This window comes from Amycolatopsis sp. WAC 04197, from assembly GCF_003947475.1.
GTDB classification, from domain to species: domain Bacteria; phylum Actinomycetota; class Actinomycetes; order Mycobacteriales; family Pseudonocardiaceae; genus Amycolatopsis; species Amycolatopsis japonica.
This window is the reverse complement of the sequence record NZ_QHJK01000009.1, coordinates 363,587-377,894: the sequence shown is the minus strand read 5'-3', so window position 1 is coordinate 377,894 and position 14,308 is coordinate 363,587. Positions and strand designations below refer to the sequence as shown.

The 14,308-nt window shown below is 70.0% G+C and carries 16 protein-coding genes; 8 read left to right on the top strand and 8 right to left on the bottom strand.

From position 1 onward, the window contains the following. Positions 1–335: 335 nt before the first annotated feature. The 3 genes from DMC64_RS31775 to DMC64_RS31765 are packed head-to-tail and all read left to right on the top strand — an operon-like array spanning position 336 to position 2,261. Positions 336–1,130: a DMT family transporter gene (locus tag DMC64_RS31775; protein WP_125736615.1), complete on the top strand. Its 795-nt coding sequence runs from the start codon at positions 336–338 to the stop codon at positions 1,128–1,130. Positions 1,131–1,176: 46 nt separating this feature from the next. Next, positions 1,177–1,593: a GNAT family N-acetyltransferase gene (locus DMC64_RS31770; RefSeq protein WP_125736490.1), complete on the top strand. Its 417-nt coding sequence runs from the start codon at positions 1,177–1,179 to the stop codon at positions 1,591–1,593. Beyond that, entirely contained in the window at positions 1,593–2,261 is a 669-nt protein-coding gene (locus tag DMC64_RS31765; RefSeq protein WP_125736614.1) for a hypothetical protein, read from the top strand. Before DMC64_RS31770 ends, DMC64_RS31765 begins: the two co-directional genes overlap by 1 nt. On the opposite strand, the gene DMC64_RS31760 is transcribed toward DMC64_RS31765, so the two are convergent. The 3 genes from DMC64_RS31760 to DMC64_RS31750 form a co-directional block, all read right to left on the bottom strand. Further along, positions 2,236–3,675 carry an APC family permease gene (locus tag DMC64_RS31760; protein ID WP_125736612.1) on the bottom strand — a complete coding sequence of 480 codons (1,440 nt, stop codon included), beginning with the start codon at positions 3,673–3,675 and terminating at the stop codon, positions 2,236–2,238. The two genes, DMC64_RS31765 and DMC64_RS31760, sit on opposite strands and share 26 nt — an antisense overlap. A gap of 312 nt (positions 3,676–3,987) precedes the next feature. Then, a complete protein-coding gene (locus tag DMC64_RS31755; protein ID WP_037343712.1) occupies positions 3,988–4,650 on the bottom strand; it encodes a response regulator transcription factor in 663 nt (220 codons plus the stop codon). Continuing rightward, entirely contained in the window at positions 4,647–5,825 is a 1,179-nt protein-coding gene (locus DMC64_RS31750) for a sensor histidine kinase (protein ID WP_125736489.1), read from the bottom strand. Before DMC64_RS31750 ends, DMC64_RS31755 begins: the two co-directional genes overlap by 4 nt. A 110-nt stretch (positions 5,826–5,935) precedes the next feature. On the opposite strand from DMC64_RS31750, the gene DMC64_RS31745 reads away from it, so the two are divergent. Further along, the gene (locus tag DMC64_RS31745; RefSeq protein WP_125736488.1) at positions 5,936–6,520 is read left to right on the top strand and encodes a hypothetical protein; all 585 of its coding nucleotides are present in this window, start codon (positions 5,936–5,938) and stop codon (positions 6,518–6,520) included. Then, entirely contained in the window at positions 6,517–6,723 is a 207-nt protein-coding gene (locus tag DMC64_RS31740; protein ID WP_073846882.1) for a hypothetical protein, read from the top strand. The genes DMC64_RS31745 and DMC64_RS31740 overlap by 4 nt, the downstream gene beginning before the upstream one ends. Here DMC64_RS31740 and DMC64_RS31735 read toward each other — a convergent pair. Both DMC64_RS31735 and DMC64_RS31730 read right to left on the bottom strand, forming a co-directional pair. Then, a complete protein-coding gene (locus DMC64_RS31735) occupies positions 6,715–7,905 on the bottom strand; it encodes a hypothetical protein (RefSeq protein ID WP_125736487.1) in 1,191 nt (396 codons plus the stop codon). The two genes, DMC64_RS31740 and DMC64_RS31735, sit on opposite strands and share 9 nt — an antisense overlap. Beyond that, positions 7,902–8,693 (bottom strand): bifunctional 2-polyprenyl-6-hydroxyphenol methylase/3-demethylubiquinol 3-O-methyltransferase UbiG, encoded by a 792-nt coding sequence (locus DMC64_RS31730; RefSeq protein WP_125736486.1) that lies wholly within the window; start codon positions 8,691–8,693, stop codon positions 7,902–7,904. Before DMC64_RS31730 ends, DMC64_RS31735 begins: the two co-directional genes overlap by 4 nt. A 62-nt stretch (positions 8,694–8,755) precedes the next feature. Between DMC64_RS31730 and DMC64_RS31725 the strand changes: the two genes are divergently transcribed. Beyond that, a complete protein-coding gene (locus DMC64_RS31725; protein WP_037343724.1) occupies positions 8,756–9,133 on the top strand; it encodes a hypothetical protein in 378 nt (125 codons plus the stop codon). Positions 9,134–9,180: 47 nt separating this feature from the next. After that, positions 9,181–10,380: a hypothetical protein gene (locus DMC64_RS31720; RefSeq protein ID WP_233629887.1), complete on the top strand. Its 1,200-nt coding sequence runs from the start codon at positions 9,181–9,183 to the stop codon at positions 10,378–10,380. A gap of 9 nt (positions 10,381–10,389) precedes the next feature. Here the strand turns inward: DMC64_RS31720 and DMC64_RS31715 are convergent, their stop codons facing one another. The 3 genes from DMC64_RS31715 to ppgK all read right to left on the bottom strand — a co-directional run bounded on the left by DMC64_RS31715 (position 10,390) and on the right by ppgK (position 13,410). Continuing rightward, positions 10,390–10,908 (bottom strand): pyridoxamine 5'-phosphate oxidase family protein, encoded by a 519-nt coding sequence (locus tag DMC64_RS31715; protein ID WP_073846887.1) that lies wholly within the window; start codon positions 10,906–10,908, stop codon positions 10,390–10,392. A 93-nt stretch (positions 10,909–11,001) separates the two neighbouring features. Continuing rightward, positions 11,002–12,402, bottom strand: coding sequence for an RNA polymerase sigma factor (locus tag DMC64_RS31710; protein WP_016332951.1), 1,401 nt, complete (start codon positions 12,400–12,402; stop codon positions 11,002–11,004). Positions 12,403–12,648: 246 nt separating this feature from the next. Continuing rightward, the gene (ppgK, locus tag DMC64_RS31705; RefSeq protein WP_037344485.1) at positions 12,649–13,410 is read right to left on the bottom strand and encodes a polyphosphate--glucose phosphotransferase; all 762 of its coding nucleotides are present in this window, start codon (positions 13,408–13,410) and stop codon (positions 12,649–12,651) included. Positions 13,411–13,477: 67 nt separating this feature from the next. Between ppgK and DMC64_RS31700 the strand changes: the two genes are divergently transcribed. After that, a complete protein-coding gene (locus tag DMC64_RS31700) occupies positions 13,478–14,296 on the top strand; it encodes an inositol monophosphatase family protein (RefSeq protein ID WP_125736484.1) in 819 nt (272 codons plus the stop codon). The last annotated feature ends 12 nt before the right edge of the window (positions 14,297–14,308 follow it).

Genomic DNA, 14,308 nt, shown 5'->3' with positions numbered 1-14,308 from the left:
GTCTCCCTCCGTCCCGGCACCGGTGGCCCGGTGCCATCGATCCAGCTACGACCACTTCGGCACTGATGCCGGCAACGTTCGTTCCCGGCCCCGCCGTGTTCGTGCTTCCACTCTTCCAGACGTTTGGCGGCCCGCAAGTGTTCCCGTGCGGGTGTCTCATTTGTCACTGGTAATTACCTCGGATGCCGTAGCGTAATCACGCAACGTGGGAGAAGACTCCCCGCCGAAGGGTCTTTTCCCACGTCAGGCACCATGCGGGGGTGGGAATCGCAGTCGTCCGGAACCGTCTTCCGAGCGTGCCGTCGCCGATCTTGTTCGTTCTCAGCGGAATTTCGATGTACGCCGGTGCGGCCGTCGCCGTAGGTCTCTTTTCGGTCGCCTCCCCCGCGGGGGTGGCCTGGCTTCGCTGTCTCGGGGCGGCGGTGGTCCTTCTCGCGTGGCGCAGGCCACCTCTCTCGGCGTGGACCGGCCGCACGTTCCTGCTCGCGGGCGCCTTCGGCGTCGTCACCGCCGGGATGAACGTGCTCTTCTATGAGGCGATCGCGCGGCTGCCGCTGGGCACCGCGGTCGCCCTCGAGTTCACCGGGCCCGTGGTGGTGGCCGCGTTCGGTTCGCGGACCCGTCGCGACGTCTTCGCGCTGCTGCTGGTGGTGGCCGGCGTGGTCGCCATCGCGGACGTCCGGCTCGAAGGCAGCCTGCTCGGCGTGCTGTTCGCCCTCGGCGCGGCGGCCGCCTGGGCGGGCTACATCCTGCTCGGGAAGCGGGTCGCGGTCGGCGGGAACGGGATCGACGGGCTGGCCGTCGGGTTCGCGGTCGGCACCGTGGTGCTGTCGCCGCTGGCGCTCGGTACCGGCGCAGTGTGGGGTTCGCCACGTTTGGTGCTGCTCGGTGTCGGAGTGGGGGTGCTCGCCACCGTCGTGCCGTACGGGCTCGACCAAGTGGTCCTGCGCAAGGCCGGGCAGGCGCGGTTCGCGCTGCTGCTCGCGTTGCTGCCGGTCACGGCGGGTGTCATCGGCTTCCTCTGGCTCCGCCAGGTCCCGGCCCTGCCCGAGGCCCTCGGCACGCTGGCCGTCGTCGCCGGGGTCGCGCTGCGCTCCCCGGGGAAACGTGATGACTCGGCGCCCCTCTGAGCGGGATACTGAGCGGTCTGTGGCGCTTTCAGCACCGGGAGGACACGTGGCCGAGATCCGGCGGGCAGTCACCGTCGAGGAGGTCGTCGCCGCTCAGCACCTGTTCGACGGCCCCGCGCACCGTGAGGCGTCCGAGAAGTTCCTCGCGGGGGAGGAGAACCACCTCCTCATCGCCTACGAGGACGGCGAGCCCGCGGGGATGATCACCGGCACCGAGGTGACGCATCCGGACAAGGGCACCGAGATGTTCCTCAACGAACTCGACGTCAGCCCGGACTACCAGCGGCGCGGGATCGGCCGCGACCTCGTCGACGCGCTGGCCGGGATCGCGCGGGAGCGCGGCTGCCGGGGGATGTGGGTCGGGGTCGAAACGGACAACAAGGCCGCGCTGGCGACCTACACCTCGGCCGGGGCGTCGAACGACGGGCCGTTCATCATGCAGTCGTGGACGTTCGAAGACTGATGTCGTCCGGAATCGACGGCGACCGGACGGGGCTGTCCGATCGCCGCTGGCTGCCAGGGGGTGAGCACCTCGTCGCCGTCGCGCGGGCCGAACTCCCGCAGCGGGACGGGCTCGCCGGACCCTTCACGGCGCTGGCCGCCCTCCGTGCGGCGGGTTTCGACGTCGCGGGCCAGGACGAGGTCGCGGCCCTGTCCGGCACCACCCACGAAGGCCTGGCACGGGCGATCGGGACCCTGTCGGGCGGACGGCTCGTCGCCGTGCCCGCCACCGGGGACTGGGCGCCGCACTCGTTGTTCATGCTCCTCGCGGCGCTGTGGCGACTGCCGAGGGTCGCGTTGATCGCGGAGGTCGACCCGGCCGAGTTCGGCGCGCACGACACCCCGGCGCGAGCGCTGCTCGACTATCTCGACACCGGTATCCCGCCGCTGTGGTCGTCGCGCTGGCGCCCGCCCGGCGGGCATCACGTGCTGGCCGCCGGGATGCGGATCGGCGCCGAAGGCACCCTCGTGTCCATCATGGACGGATACCCGTCCTTGGGGGACAACGGTTTGCACGACCAGCCGGTGGAATGGGTGGCCGCGGCGCTGAAGCGGATGCTGGTCGTGGTGGACGACGGCGACGCCGAGGCCGCCGTCGCCGCGATCACGACGGCCGGTCTGTGGAGCTGAGCTCGTCCTTCGCGAAGCGGGAATGCTTGCGCCCGTAGAAGACGTAGATCAGCAGACCGAGCAGCAGCCACGCGGCGAACCGCAGCCACGTCATCACGTCCAGGTTCAGCATCAGGTAGAAGCACGCCAGCGCCGCCACGATGGGCAGATACGGCGAGAACGGCACGGTGAACGGACGTTCCAGGTCCGGCCGCCGTTTGCGCAGCACCGGCACGGCCAGCGCGACGATGATCATCGCCGAAAGGGCGCCGATACTGACCATGTCGGCGAGTTCGGAGATCGGGACGAACGCGGCCAGCGCCGCGATCAGCACCGCGCCGGCGATGGTCATCCGGTGCGGGGTGCCCCAGCGCGGATGCGCCGTGCCGAACTTCTTCGGCAGCAGGCCGTCGCGGCCCATCGCGAAACCGATCCGGCCGATCGTCACCAGTTCCACCATCATCACCGACGTCAGCCCGGTGACCGCGCCGAGCGAGATCAGCGCGCCCACCCAGTGCTGCCCGACGCGGTCGAAGGCGTCGGCGAGCGGGGCGCCCGCGTCGATCTCGGCGAACGGCACCATCCCGGTCAGCACCAGCGAGACCCCGATGTAGAGCAGCGCGCAGACGCCGAGCGCGCCGAGGATGCCGACCCGCAGATCGCGTTTCGGGTTCACGGTCTCCTCGCCGAGGTTGGCGAGCGCCTCGAAACCGGTGTACGCGAAGAAGACGACGGCCGCGGCGGTCACCATCCCGGCGATGCCGTAGACGGACTGTTCGAGCCCGAGCGCGGCTTGCACGATCGGCTGGTGCAGGGTTCCGGCGGTTTCCGTCGGCGGCTGCGCGGCCGGGATGAACGGGGTGAGGTTCTCGCCGCGGATGTAGAACACGCCGACCGCGAGGATCAGCACGCACACCGCGACCTTGACCAGCACGAGCAGATTCGTCACCCGCGCCGACTCCTTGATCCCGAGGACGGCGATCACGGTCAGCACGGCGATGATCACGACCGCGCCTATGTTGACCTTCGCGTCTTCGCCGAACCAGTCGGGGGAGAGCCCCATCAGATTCGCGAGATAGCCGGACCAGCCGCGGGACACGACGGCCGCACCGAGGGCGAACTCGAGCAGCAGGTCCCAGCCGATGATCCAGGCGAAGGTCTCGCCGAGGGTGGCGAAGGCGTAGGTGTAGGCGCTTCCGGCCGTCGGCACGCTGGAGGCGAGTTCGGCGTAACAGAGAGCGGCCATCCCGGCCACGACGGCGCCGAGCACGAACGACAGCGTGACCGACGGGCCCGCGTGGGTCTTCGCCTCGACCCCGGCGAGGGTGAAGATGCCGGTGCCGATGATGATGCCGACCCCGAAGCCGATCAGGTCGCGCCCGTGCAGGCGGCGTTTCAGCTCACCGGAATCCTGCCGTTTCAGGACCTCGTCCACGTCCAGAGTTCGCCGCATGAAGGGTCACGCTAGAAGATCGCCGTCCACCTCGCAGATCGGTGGGATCGGTACAGCTGGTCGTGAGTGGCCGCACTCACGTGATCAGGCACGTAACTCGCGTGATCAGCGGCGGAACACCCGAGTGCGGCGTCCAGTCACGCGAGTCACGTCTCTGATCACGCGAGTTACGCCTTCGCTCACGCCGCGGTCTGTGTGCCCAAGTCCGACCAGTAGGGAGGCGAAGGGAGCTTTCGCCGCATCAGACGCGGTGAAGGGAGCCTTCAGCCCACGCGCGACAGTCGTGGCGGGAGTTCACCCCTCCAGCACGACGCCGTTCTCCTGCGCCAGGATCGCCGCCTGCACGCGTGACCGCAGCCCCAGTTTCGTCAGCACCCGGGAGACGTGCGTCTTCACCGTCGTCTCGCCGATGTGCAGCCGCGTGCCGATCTGCGCGTTGGACAGGCCGCCGCCCAGGCACGCCAGCACTTCGCGCTCGCGTTCGGTCAGGTCTTCGAGCCCCGCGGGGACGACGGAGGGTTCACGGGTCCCCGCGGCGAAGGCGGCGATCAGCTTCCGCGTGACCTGCGGCGCGAGCACGCCTTCGCCCGCCGCGACCAGCTTCACCGCCTCGATCAGCCGCGACGCCTCCACCGACTTCAGCAGGAACCCGGCCGCGCCCGCCCGCAACGCGGCGTGGACGTACTCGTCGAGATCGAAGGTGGTGAGCACGAGGACCTCGCACAGCCCCTCCGCGGTCAGCTCCCGCGTGGCCGCGATGCCGTCGACGCCGGGCATCCGCACGTCCATCAGCACGACGTCCGGCTTCAGCGCCTTCGCCTGGCGGACGGCGATGGCGCCGTCCGCGGCCTCGCCGACCACCTCGATACCGTCGGCGTTGCCGAGGATCATCATCAGCCCGGCACGGATCGCGCCGTGGTCGTCGGCGACCAGCACCCTGATGTTCCCGTCGCTCAAGACCCCTCCAGAGGCAGTTCGGCGCGGACCAGCCAGCGGCCGCCGGACGGCCCGGCGGTGAAGGTGCCGCCCACCGCGGCGGCGCGTTCCCGCATGTTCAGCAGGCCGAGGCCGGTCCCGCCGTCGCCGGGGCGGCCCGGCTGAAGATCATTGCGCACCTCGACGGTGAGTATGCCGCCGCTCGACCGGATGTCGAGGACGGCCCTCCCGCCGGGAGCGTGTTTCATCGCGTTGGTCAGCGCTTCCTGCGCGATCCGGTACGCGGTCAGGTCGACCGCGGCGGGCAGGTCGGCGGACCGGTCCGGCACGGCACCGAGTTCGACCGCCAGTCCGCTCGCCCGCGCCGATTCGACCAGTTTGGACAGTTCGGCCAGCCGGGCGGGCGCGGTCGGCTCGATCTCGGTGTCCGCGCGCAGCAGCCCGATCATCGCGCGCATCTCCTCCAGCGCGCTGACACTGTTCTCCCGCACCGATTCCAGCACCTTCCTGGACAGCTTCGGGTCGGCGGTGGCCATCGACAGCGCGGCTTCGGACTGGATCGCGATCGCCGAGAGATGCCCGGCGATGACGTCGTGCAGATCCCGCGCCATCTTCGACCGTTCACCCGCCACGGCGGCCTTCCGGTCCAATTCGCCGATCGTGGCCAGCTGGACCGCGTTCGCCCGCTCGTTGTGGGCGATGTCCCGCTGCTGACGGACGTTGGCCGCCCACCACACCGGGGTGACCAGGAACGGCAGGAACGCGAACGCGACGAGGATCGCCGTCCGCCACTGCGCGGAGAAGAGGAGCGCCAGGCAGACCGCGGCGAGCGTCCCGACCGCGGCGACACCGATCATCACCCGGCTGACCCGTCGTGAGCCGTACAGCGTCGTCGCGTAGAGGAAGTCGGTGAAGATGACGAAGATCGGCAGCGAGGGACCGAACGCGATGTCCACGCCGAGGACGGCGAGCCCGCACAACAGTCCTAAAGGGACCTTGCGGCGCAGCACCTGCAGGAGGCACAACACGGTCAGCTCGGTCAGCCGGATCCACAGCGGCGTGTCGTCCTTGCCGTTGAGCAACACGTGCATCCCGCTGAGATAGACCAGCACGCCCAGGACCCAGGTGCCGAAGGCGATGACGAGGTCCTGTTTCCATTCGGCGAGATGGTTCAGGCGCGGAACGAACGTGGGCACCGTTCCATCCCAGCACACCGGCACCCGCCGCGGGGTCCTACTAACTGATGACGATGATCTCGTGCCGTTCGCCGACGCGGCCTCGCCCGCTCGCGAGACAGACTCGGCTCGTGAACAGGATCTGGGACTTCATCGAGGAAAACCCGATGGCGGCCGTGATCGCCGGCGGGGAGATCGGTTTCTGGGTCGCCATCCTCGCCGGCCTCGTGGCCCGTTATCCGCTCAAGCTCAAGCGCACCGGCGTCGCGTTGCTGCTCCTGACCCCGGTGATCGACGTCGTCGTGCTGGTCGCGACGGTCATCGACCTGCGCAACGGGGCCACGGCGAACTTCGTGCACGGCCTCGCCGCCGTGTACCTGGGCTTCAGCGTGGTGTTCGGGCATTCGATGATCAAATGGGCCGACGTGCGGTTCGCGCACCGGTTCGCGGGCGGGCCGCCACCGCCGCCCAAGCCGAGGGGCCGGGACAAGCTGCGCGCCGAATGGCGTGACTGGTTCAAATGCGTGCTGGCCTGCGGGCTGGCCGCCGGGGTGCTGCTCCTGCTGATCGCCATGGTCGGCGGCACCGCACAGGTCGACCCGTTGTGGGGCTGGCTGCCGAGGCTGGGGGTCTTGACCGCCATCTGGTTCGCCACCGGGCCGCTGTGGCAGGAGCTCTCACCCAAGGACCGGGTCGGGGAAGGGGCACGACGATGATCGAACTGCTGGGGATCCTGCTGCTGGTGCAGGGTGGTGGTGGGCTGATCAACCGGTTGCTGGGGAGCACGAACCCGAGCTGGTTCGTCCAGCTCCACCTTCTCCCGCCGGGGATGCACGTGGTGGCGAGCGCGCTGATGGTGGCCGCGGGCGTGGGGGTGCTGTTCGCCGAACGCGCCCGCAAGGGGCGCCGGTCAGAGTGAGACGAGCACCTGCAGGACCCCGAGGACGATGGTGACGACCGTCAGCACGACGGTCACCACGGTGAGCCGCGTGACCCGCGCGCTCACCGTGTTCTCGTAGGCGTACCTGGTCTCCTCGTCCATCGCCTCGGCCTGGCGGTCGAGCTGGGCGATGATCCGTTCCACGCCCATGCTGGTGACCAGCCGGCGCTCCAGCGAATCGATCTCCGGCGGCAGCACCGAATGCAGCATTTCGAGGATGTCGTCGAGCGAGCCGCGCAACAGCCGGGTGCGGCTCCCGGTCTGCTTCATCGACGCCAGCCACTGGTCGGCCAGCGCCATCCGGATGAGGACCCGTTCGAGGATGAAGAGCATCCCGTGGTCGAGCCCGCCGATCTCGCTGTCGATGCCGAAGTACGGATCGGCGTCGCCGAACGGGCCGCGCATCAGCTCGGCCTGGTGCTCGACGTACTCGGAATCCTTGCTGTTGAGGCAGACGATCCCGCCCGCCATCGTGTACGCGGCGACGAAGGACCGCGTGCCCCACGACGGGCCGAGCGCGTCCCTGGCGACCTCGCGGGGCACGAACCGCCAGCCCTCGTCGCTGGTCGCCATCCCGTAGAACGGCCGGGGATCGGCGGCGACCCGCTGGGCGGGCGGATGCCCGTCGTGGGACCGCAGTTCGACGCACCAGCCCTTGCGGCCGAGCCCTTCGGTGAGGCCGCAACCCTTGGTCAGGTCCTCGAAGACGTGGGTGACGGCCTTGAGGAGTGAGGGGAACGTCTTCTCGCCGTAGCGGCCGTGGAGCCCTTTCTCCCCGCTCGACGTCTCCCGGCCCTGAAGGCTTTGCAGGATCGCGATGGCGAGGTCGAACTCGGCGGCGGGCCCGTCCGCCGCCGCTCCGGTGATCGTGGTGGCGAGGACCAGCGTCATCGCGTGATAGGCGGGATGCCAGGTGACGACGAGTTCACACGGCGGGCCGGTCTCGCCGACGCGGATCGCGAGCGTGCGTTTGCGCAGCACCCGTCTTCGCGGCGGTGTCGTGTAACTGGCCAGGAAATTCTCCGCGGCCGTCCACTCGTCGCCGAGTTTCCCGTCGAGGTGGGCCAGCAGGCCGCGGTCCCGTCCGCCGTCCAGCACCTTCCTGGCCTCCCGCTCCGACAGCGGGACCGCCCACGCGAAGGTGAGGAGCACCGCGGTCATCGGCGGCGCAGCACCGTGATCAGGTCCCGGCCGAGATGGCGGCGCAGCGGGCCGGAGGCGTTGACGAGTTCGTCGCGGTCGATGTGCTCGTCGGCCGGGCCGAGATCGTCGAGGACGTGGTACGTCCACTCCCACTCGGTGTGCCAGCCCGCTTCGGCCGCGTCGGCGGCGATCTCCGCCGGATCCAGGTAGCGCACCGGGAGCGCCGGGCCGCCGTCGTGCAGCGCTTGGTCGAACTCTTCGCGCGATACCCGGCGTGAGCGGACTTCGTCGCCCGCTTCGACGCTGTCGAGGCTGAACGCGCCTTGCCCGATCGGTGACCGGCTGTACGCGAGCACCAGCACGCCGCCGGGCGCGGTGATCCCGGCCAGCCGCCGCAGGATCGGTGCGACGTCCGGCGTCGGCACGTGCTGGATGACGTGACTGCACAGCACGAGGTCGTACGGGCCGCCGTCCAAACCGGTGATCGGCGAGACGGCGAAGGAGAACTCGGTGTCCTCGACGACGGTCTCGCGTGCCTTGGCCAGCCTGTCCGGGTCGGGATCCGCGGCGGTGACGTCGGCGGAGAACCGGGCGAGCCAGGGGAGCAGGCGGCCTTCGCCGCACCCGGCATCGAGCGCCCTCACCCGTTCGCGTGGAGCGAGGATCTCGGTGAGCCGTTCGGCGACCTTCCCGAGCGCGCGGTCCTCGCTGGCCGTCCAGTAGCCGTCGTAGGGCTCGTGCCGTCGGATGAACACACCGGTGACGTGGTCGCCGGTGTCCGGGTAGCGGTAGCCCTCGGTCAGCACAGTCGCGAATATAGCCCGGATTCGCGGATTCTCCGGCGCTCCGCGCGGGATTACCATGAGTCATGGCCATCGGGCCTGTCGCGCTGTACGCCGTGGTCGCCGTGGCGCCTTCGGTTCTTTTCTGGTGCGCGCTGAAAGTGCCGGCCGGGCTGCGGTGGTGGCGCGGCCGCCGCCGACCGGAACTCCCGGCCGGGCCGCCCATCGAGAAACTCGCCGCCGATCTCCGCCGGGTGCACCGGCTGCTCGCGGAGCTTCCGTCCGGCGCCTCCGCCGTCCGCCGGTACGGCACCAGGCAGGCGTACGACGCGCTGCTCGTCCAGGCCTGCCGGGAGGTCGAGGTCGAGCACCGGCTGGCCGAACTGCCGGAGGGCTTCGACCGGGAGATCGAACGGCTGCGCGTCGAGGAATCCCTGGCCGAGCGCGGGCTTTCCGTGTCCTGACGCGGGTTTGTATCGAAAGTATGCGCGCGGCCGGAAGGCTCGCGGGCATGAAGAGGCTGGGACTTCTCGCTTCACTCCTGCTGGTGTTCGCGTTCATCCCGGGCGTGGCCTCCGCCGCGGCCGCCTTCCCGAAGATGGACGCGGCCACGGTCGACGGTTTCCGCTGGACCTCCGGTTCGAGTTTCGGCACCTACGGCGCCCGGATCGCCGCGCTGGAGAACCACCTCCCGGCCCGCGGGCTGCCGGAGATCCTGTCGTCGGCGAACCGGAAGGCGCGGCCGCTGTGCCACGCCACGTATCTCGCGACGGCGCTGAACCCGGCGGGATTCTGCTGGGAAGACGCCAACGACGACAAGACCAACGACTGGATCCCGCAGGGGCTGACCGGTTCCGGCGACGCCGACGCGGCGACCGGGAAGGTCGGCGGCAAACGGGTGGTGGCGACGTCGTGGCACACGCCCGGCGACACCATGGTTCGTCTGTCCTTTGTGGACGCGACTGGGCTGGGCTATCGGCACGTGCTGCTCGTCGAACCGACGTCGAACGACAACTTCGCCGTCGTGCAAGGACACGGTCACGGGATGACCTGGATCGGGAACCGGCTGTTCGTCGCGACCACCGGGGGTGTGGTGCGGGTCTTCGACACCACGCACTTCTGGAAGGTCGACGACAGCTCCGGCGTCGTCGGCAAGGGTCCGGACGGCAAGTACCACGCGGCGTTCTACGACTACGCGATGCCGCAGATCGGCGCCTACTGGTACCCCGGCGGCGGTGCCTGCACCAACGCGCCCGGGACCCGGCCCTGTCTCGCGACGATGTCGTTCGACCACAGCGACGGCTCGATCGTGACCGCGGAGCACATCCCGAACGCGGCGGGCGGCCGGGTGCTGCGGTGGCCGTTCGACCGCGTGACCGGGCTGCCCCAGGTGTCCGCCGACGGCACCGTGCACGCGAAGGAAGGCTTCGTGTCACCGGTGTGGGGCATGCAGGGAGCGGTGGCGCGCAACGGATATTTCGTGCTGACCGGTGTGTGCCCCGAGTACGCCGGGGTGGCGGGCGACCATCCTTCGTGCCTGCACGGCGGGGTCGGCGGCACCTCGACGTCGCGGCTGAGCGGACGGGCGCCGGTGAACTCGCAGAACCTGTCGTACTGGCCGGCGACGGGGGAGCTGTGGCTGATGAACGAACAGTTGCGGGAGCGGGTGACCGTCCACGTCCCGTGGACCACCTTGACCGGCCGGTCCTGAGCCCGGACCTCACGGGGTGAAGTCCCAGCGCGTGGCGCCATGGGGTTCGGCGCCCGCCACGCCGATCGCCCGGCGCAGGGCCAGGCGGTACAGATACCAGGGCGGGGCGCCCGCGCTGGGCGCGCTGAACGGAGCGGTGAGCGCGTCGCCCTCCACCGTCGCGGGCCAGCCGCCCGTCCGGTAGACCGCCGCGACCCGTTCCAGCGTCGCCGGATCGGTGACCCGGTGCGCCTCGCCCTCCATCGTGAGGTCGATTCCCCGCAGCCGCACCGAAACGGCGCACGCCGGGTTCGCGGCCAGGTTGCGGGACCGGCGGGTGCCCGGCCCGCCTTTGAAGTACAGGACGTCGTCCACCCAGACGGCGCCGACGCCCGCCGAATGCGGACGCCCGTCGGGACGCACGGTGGTCACGAAGAAGGTCAGGTCGGCGGTCGGGGTGTCCTCGGCGAGGACGTCCCGCGCGCGGCTCCAGGGGAGTTCCGCGGCTCCGTAGCGGTCGAGGTTCTTGGTGGCGTGAGGTTTCGTCATACCCACGCGTCGAACGGGCGGACCGCGATTCGACACCGGACGCGAAAAACCCCGCCACCGAAACGGTGACGGGGTCTTCCGTGAACCCTGGGCTCAGTCCAGGTAGTCGCGCAGCACCTGCGAACGCGACGGGTGACGCAGCTTCGACATCGTCTTCGACTCGATCTGCCGGATGCGCTCACGGGTCACCCCGTACACCTGGCCGATCTCGTCGAGCGTGCGTGGCTGGCCGTCGGTGAGGCCGAACCGCAGCCGCACCACTCCCGCCTCACGTTCGGACAGGGTCTGCAGCACCGACTGGAGCTGGTCCTGCAGCAGCGTGAACGACACCGCGTCGACCGCGACGACGGCCTCGGAGTCTTCGATGAAGTCACCGAGCTGCGAGTCGCCCTCGTCGCCGATGGTCTGGTCGAGCGAGATCGGCTCGCGGGCGTACTGCTGGATCTCGAGGACCTTCTCCGGGGAGATGTCCATTTCCTTCGCGAGCTCTTCGGGGGTGGGCTCGCGACCGAGGTCCTGCAGCAGTTCACGCTGTATGCGGCCGAGCTTGTTGATGACCTCGACCATGTGCACCGGGATACGGATGGTGCGGGCCTGGTCGGCCATCGCGCGGGTGATCGCCTGACGGATCCACCAGGTGGCGTACGTGGAGAACTTGTAGCCCTTGGTGTAGTCGAACTTCTCGACCGCGCGGATCAGACCGAGGTTGCCCTCCTGGATCAGGTCCAGGAACGCCATGCCACGGCCGGTGTAGCGCTTGGCCAGCGAGACCACGAGCCGGAGGTTCGCCTCCAGGAGGTGGTTCTTCGCCCGCTCACCGTCGCGCACGATCCACTTGAGGTCGCGCCGCATCTGGGTGACGAGCTTCTCGCCCTCCTCCTCGGCGTTGCGGACGCGCTCGGCGGCGTAGAGCCCGGCCTCGATGCGCTTGGCGAGCTCCACCTCCTCCTCGGCGTTCAGCAGGGCGACCTTGCCGATCTGCTTGAGGTACGCGCGGACCGAGTCGGCCGAAGCGGTGAGCTCGGCGTCCTTGCGGGCCTGGCGCAGCGCCTCGGACTCTTCCTCGTCCCAGACGAAGTCCGGGTTGTCGGAAGACTTGCCGGCGTTCTTGTCGGTCGACGTGCGGCGCCCGCGGGCGGGCGTCTCTTCGACGTCCTCCTCGGATTCCGCGTCCTCGTCCGTCTCCTCGGTGACGGAAGCGTCGACGACATCCACCTCGACCTCTTCGAGGTCGGACAGATCCGGGGTCTCGAGGTCGGCCTCGTCGAGGTCGCCGGGACCGTCTTCCGGGTCGCCGTCTTCGGTCTTCGCACTCTTGGTGCTGGGTTTCTTGGCCGGAGCCTTCTTCGCCGGGGCCTTCTTCGCGCCGGCCGCCTTGGCGGCGGTCTTGCGCGCCGCGGGCTTCGCCGCGTCGGTGGCTGCCTCGTCGGCCGGCTCGCCGGCTGCGGTCGCTGTCTTCGTCCCGCTTCGGGTTGCGGTTCTTGCGGCTGCCACTTACGCCCTTTCGCAGCGGTCGATCATGACGAGCCGAGGCGTGATGGTCTCGGCTGCCTCAAACTTCGGGGAACACCCCTCGGCCTGCGGTTTCCCTCGTTCTCGTGAGTGCCGCCGCCGGGGGCCGTGTTCCATTGTAACGACGATACGTGACAGCGTCGCGGCGCGGACCACCGACCGGCGGGCGCGACACGCCGTGCGACGCGCCGAAGTGACATCCGCGGGGTGGATGTCAGCGCGGTCGGGTCAGTGCTCGATGCCCTCCGCCGCGGCGGCCGCGGCGCCGACGATGCCCGCGTTGTTCTGCAACGACGCGACGATGACCGGCGTGCGGATGTCCAGCAGCGGGACCCATTTGTGCGACTTCTTGCTGACCCCGCCGCCGACGATGAACAGATCCGGCCAGATCAGGTTTTCCAGCACGGAGAGATACCTGTTCACCCGTTCCGCCCATTCGGGATACGACAGTTCCTCGTTGTCCTTCACCGACGCTGCGGCCTTCTTCTCCGCGTCGAAGCCGTCGACCTCGATGTGGCCGAACTCGGTGTTGGGCACGAGCTTGCCGTCCTGGAAGACCGCGCTGCCGATGCCGGTGCCGAAGGTCAGCAGCGCCGTCACGCCGCGCCGGGCCACGGGGTCGCCCCAGCGGATCTCGGCCATGCCGGCGGCGTCCGCGTCGTTGAGCATCGCGATGTCGTCCACGCCGCGGCCGAGCCGCTTGGCGAACAGGGCGTCGGCGTCGGTGCCGATCCACTTGCGGTCGATGTTGGCCGCGGTGTGCGCGACGCCCTTCTTGACCACCGCGGGCAGCGTGACCCCCACCGGGCCGTCCCAGCCCGCCTGGCCGGTGATCTCGGCGACGACGTCCGCCACCGCCTCCGGGGTCGAGGGCTTCGGCGTGTCGATGCGGATCCGGTCGCCGATCAGCTGTCCCTGCGCCAAGTCCACCAGCGCGCCCTTGATCCCGCTGCCGCCGATGTCGATACCGAACCCTCGGGTCGCCTCCACCACGGACGTGGTCCCTTCTCGCACGATTCAGAAGCCTGCCTCGGAGACTTTAACCGGATGTGGTGACATGGCGGACGTGGGAGTTGACGAGACGTTGCTGAAGGGTGTCGCCGAGCGTGTCGCGGGCGAGGCCGCCGAACTGGTCCACGAGGCCTGGACCGGGATGAACGCGGGCCGCGAGGTGCGCGTGGACACCAAATCCGCCGACACCGACGTGGTGACCGCCGTGGACCACGAGTCGGAACGGCTGGTGCGCGCCAGGCTCGCCGAACTGCGCCCGGACGACGCCGTGCTCGGCGAGGAGGGCGGCGGTATCGCCGGTGACGGCGTGACGTGGGTGGTCGACCCGATCGACGGGACGGTGAACTTCCTCTACGGGCTGCCCTGGTTCGCCGTGTCCGTGGCCGCGCAGGTCGGCGGGGTGTCGGTGGCGGGCGCCGTCGTCGAACCGGTCAGCGGGCGCCGCTGGACCGCCGCGCGGGGGCAGGGCGCGTTCCTCGACGGGCGGCCGCTGTCGGTCAACGCCCCTTCCCGGCTGGACTTGACGCTCGTCGGCACCGGATTCGCCTACAAGGTGGAACGGCGGACGAAGCAGGCCAGGTTCGTCGCGGAACTGGCGACGCGGGTGCGGGACGTCCGGCGCAACGGGGCCGCCTCGCTCGACCTGTGCGCCGTCGCGGCGGGCTGGCTGGACGCCTACGTCGAACACGGCCTCGGGCACTGGGACTGGGCCGCCGGCGCGCTCATCGCGGCCGAGGCGGGCGCTCGGGTGTCGTTGCCGGGGGAGGACGACGAGCTGGGGCCGGACGCGACGTTCGCGGTGGCGCCGTCGATCGCGGCGCCGTTGCGTGAGGCGCTCATCGACTCGGGCGTGGGCACGATCTGAGGGGCCCGCCAA

Bases quoted from the DNA above. Each gene is read 5' to 3' on its own strand.
- DMC64_RS31775 (WP_125736615.1), top strand. From the start codon at position 336: ATGTACGCCGGTGCGGCCGTCGCCGTAGGTCTCTTTTCGGTCGCCTCC.
- DMC64_RS31765 (WP_125736614.1), top strand. From the start codon at position 1,593: ATGTCGTCCGGAATCGACGGCGACCGGACGGGGCTGTCCGATCGCCGC.
- DMC64_RS31740 (WP_073846882.1), top strand. From the start codon at position 6,517: ATGATCGAACTGCTGGGGATCCTGCTGCTGGTGCAGGGTGGTGGTGGG.
- DMC64_RS31735 (WP_125736487.1), bottom strand. From the start codon at position 7,905: ATGACCGCGGTGCTCCTCACCTTCGCGTGGGCGGTCCCGCTGTCGGAG.
- DMC64_RS31725 (WP_037343724.1), top strand. From the start codon at position 8,756: ATGGCCATCGGGCCTGTCGCGCTGTACGCCGTGGTCGCCGTGGCGCCT.
- DMC64_RS31720 (WP_233629887.1), top strand. From the start codon at position 9,181: ATGAAGAGGCTGGGACTTCTCGCTTCACTCCTGCTGGTGTTCGCGTTC.
- DMC64_RS31715 (WP_073846887.1), bottom strand. From the start codon at position 10,908: ATGACGAAACCTCACGCCACCAAGAACCTCGACCGCTACGGAGCCGCG.
- DMC64_RS31700 (WP_125736484.1), top strand. From the start codon at position 13,478: ATGGCGGACGTGGGAGTTGACGAGACGTTGCTGAAGGGTGTCGCCGAG.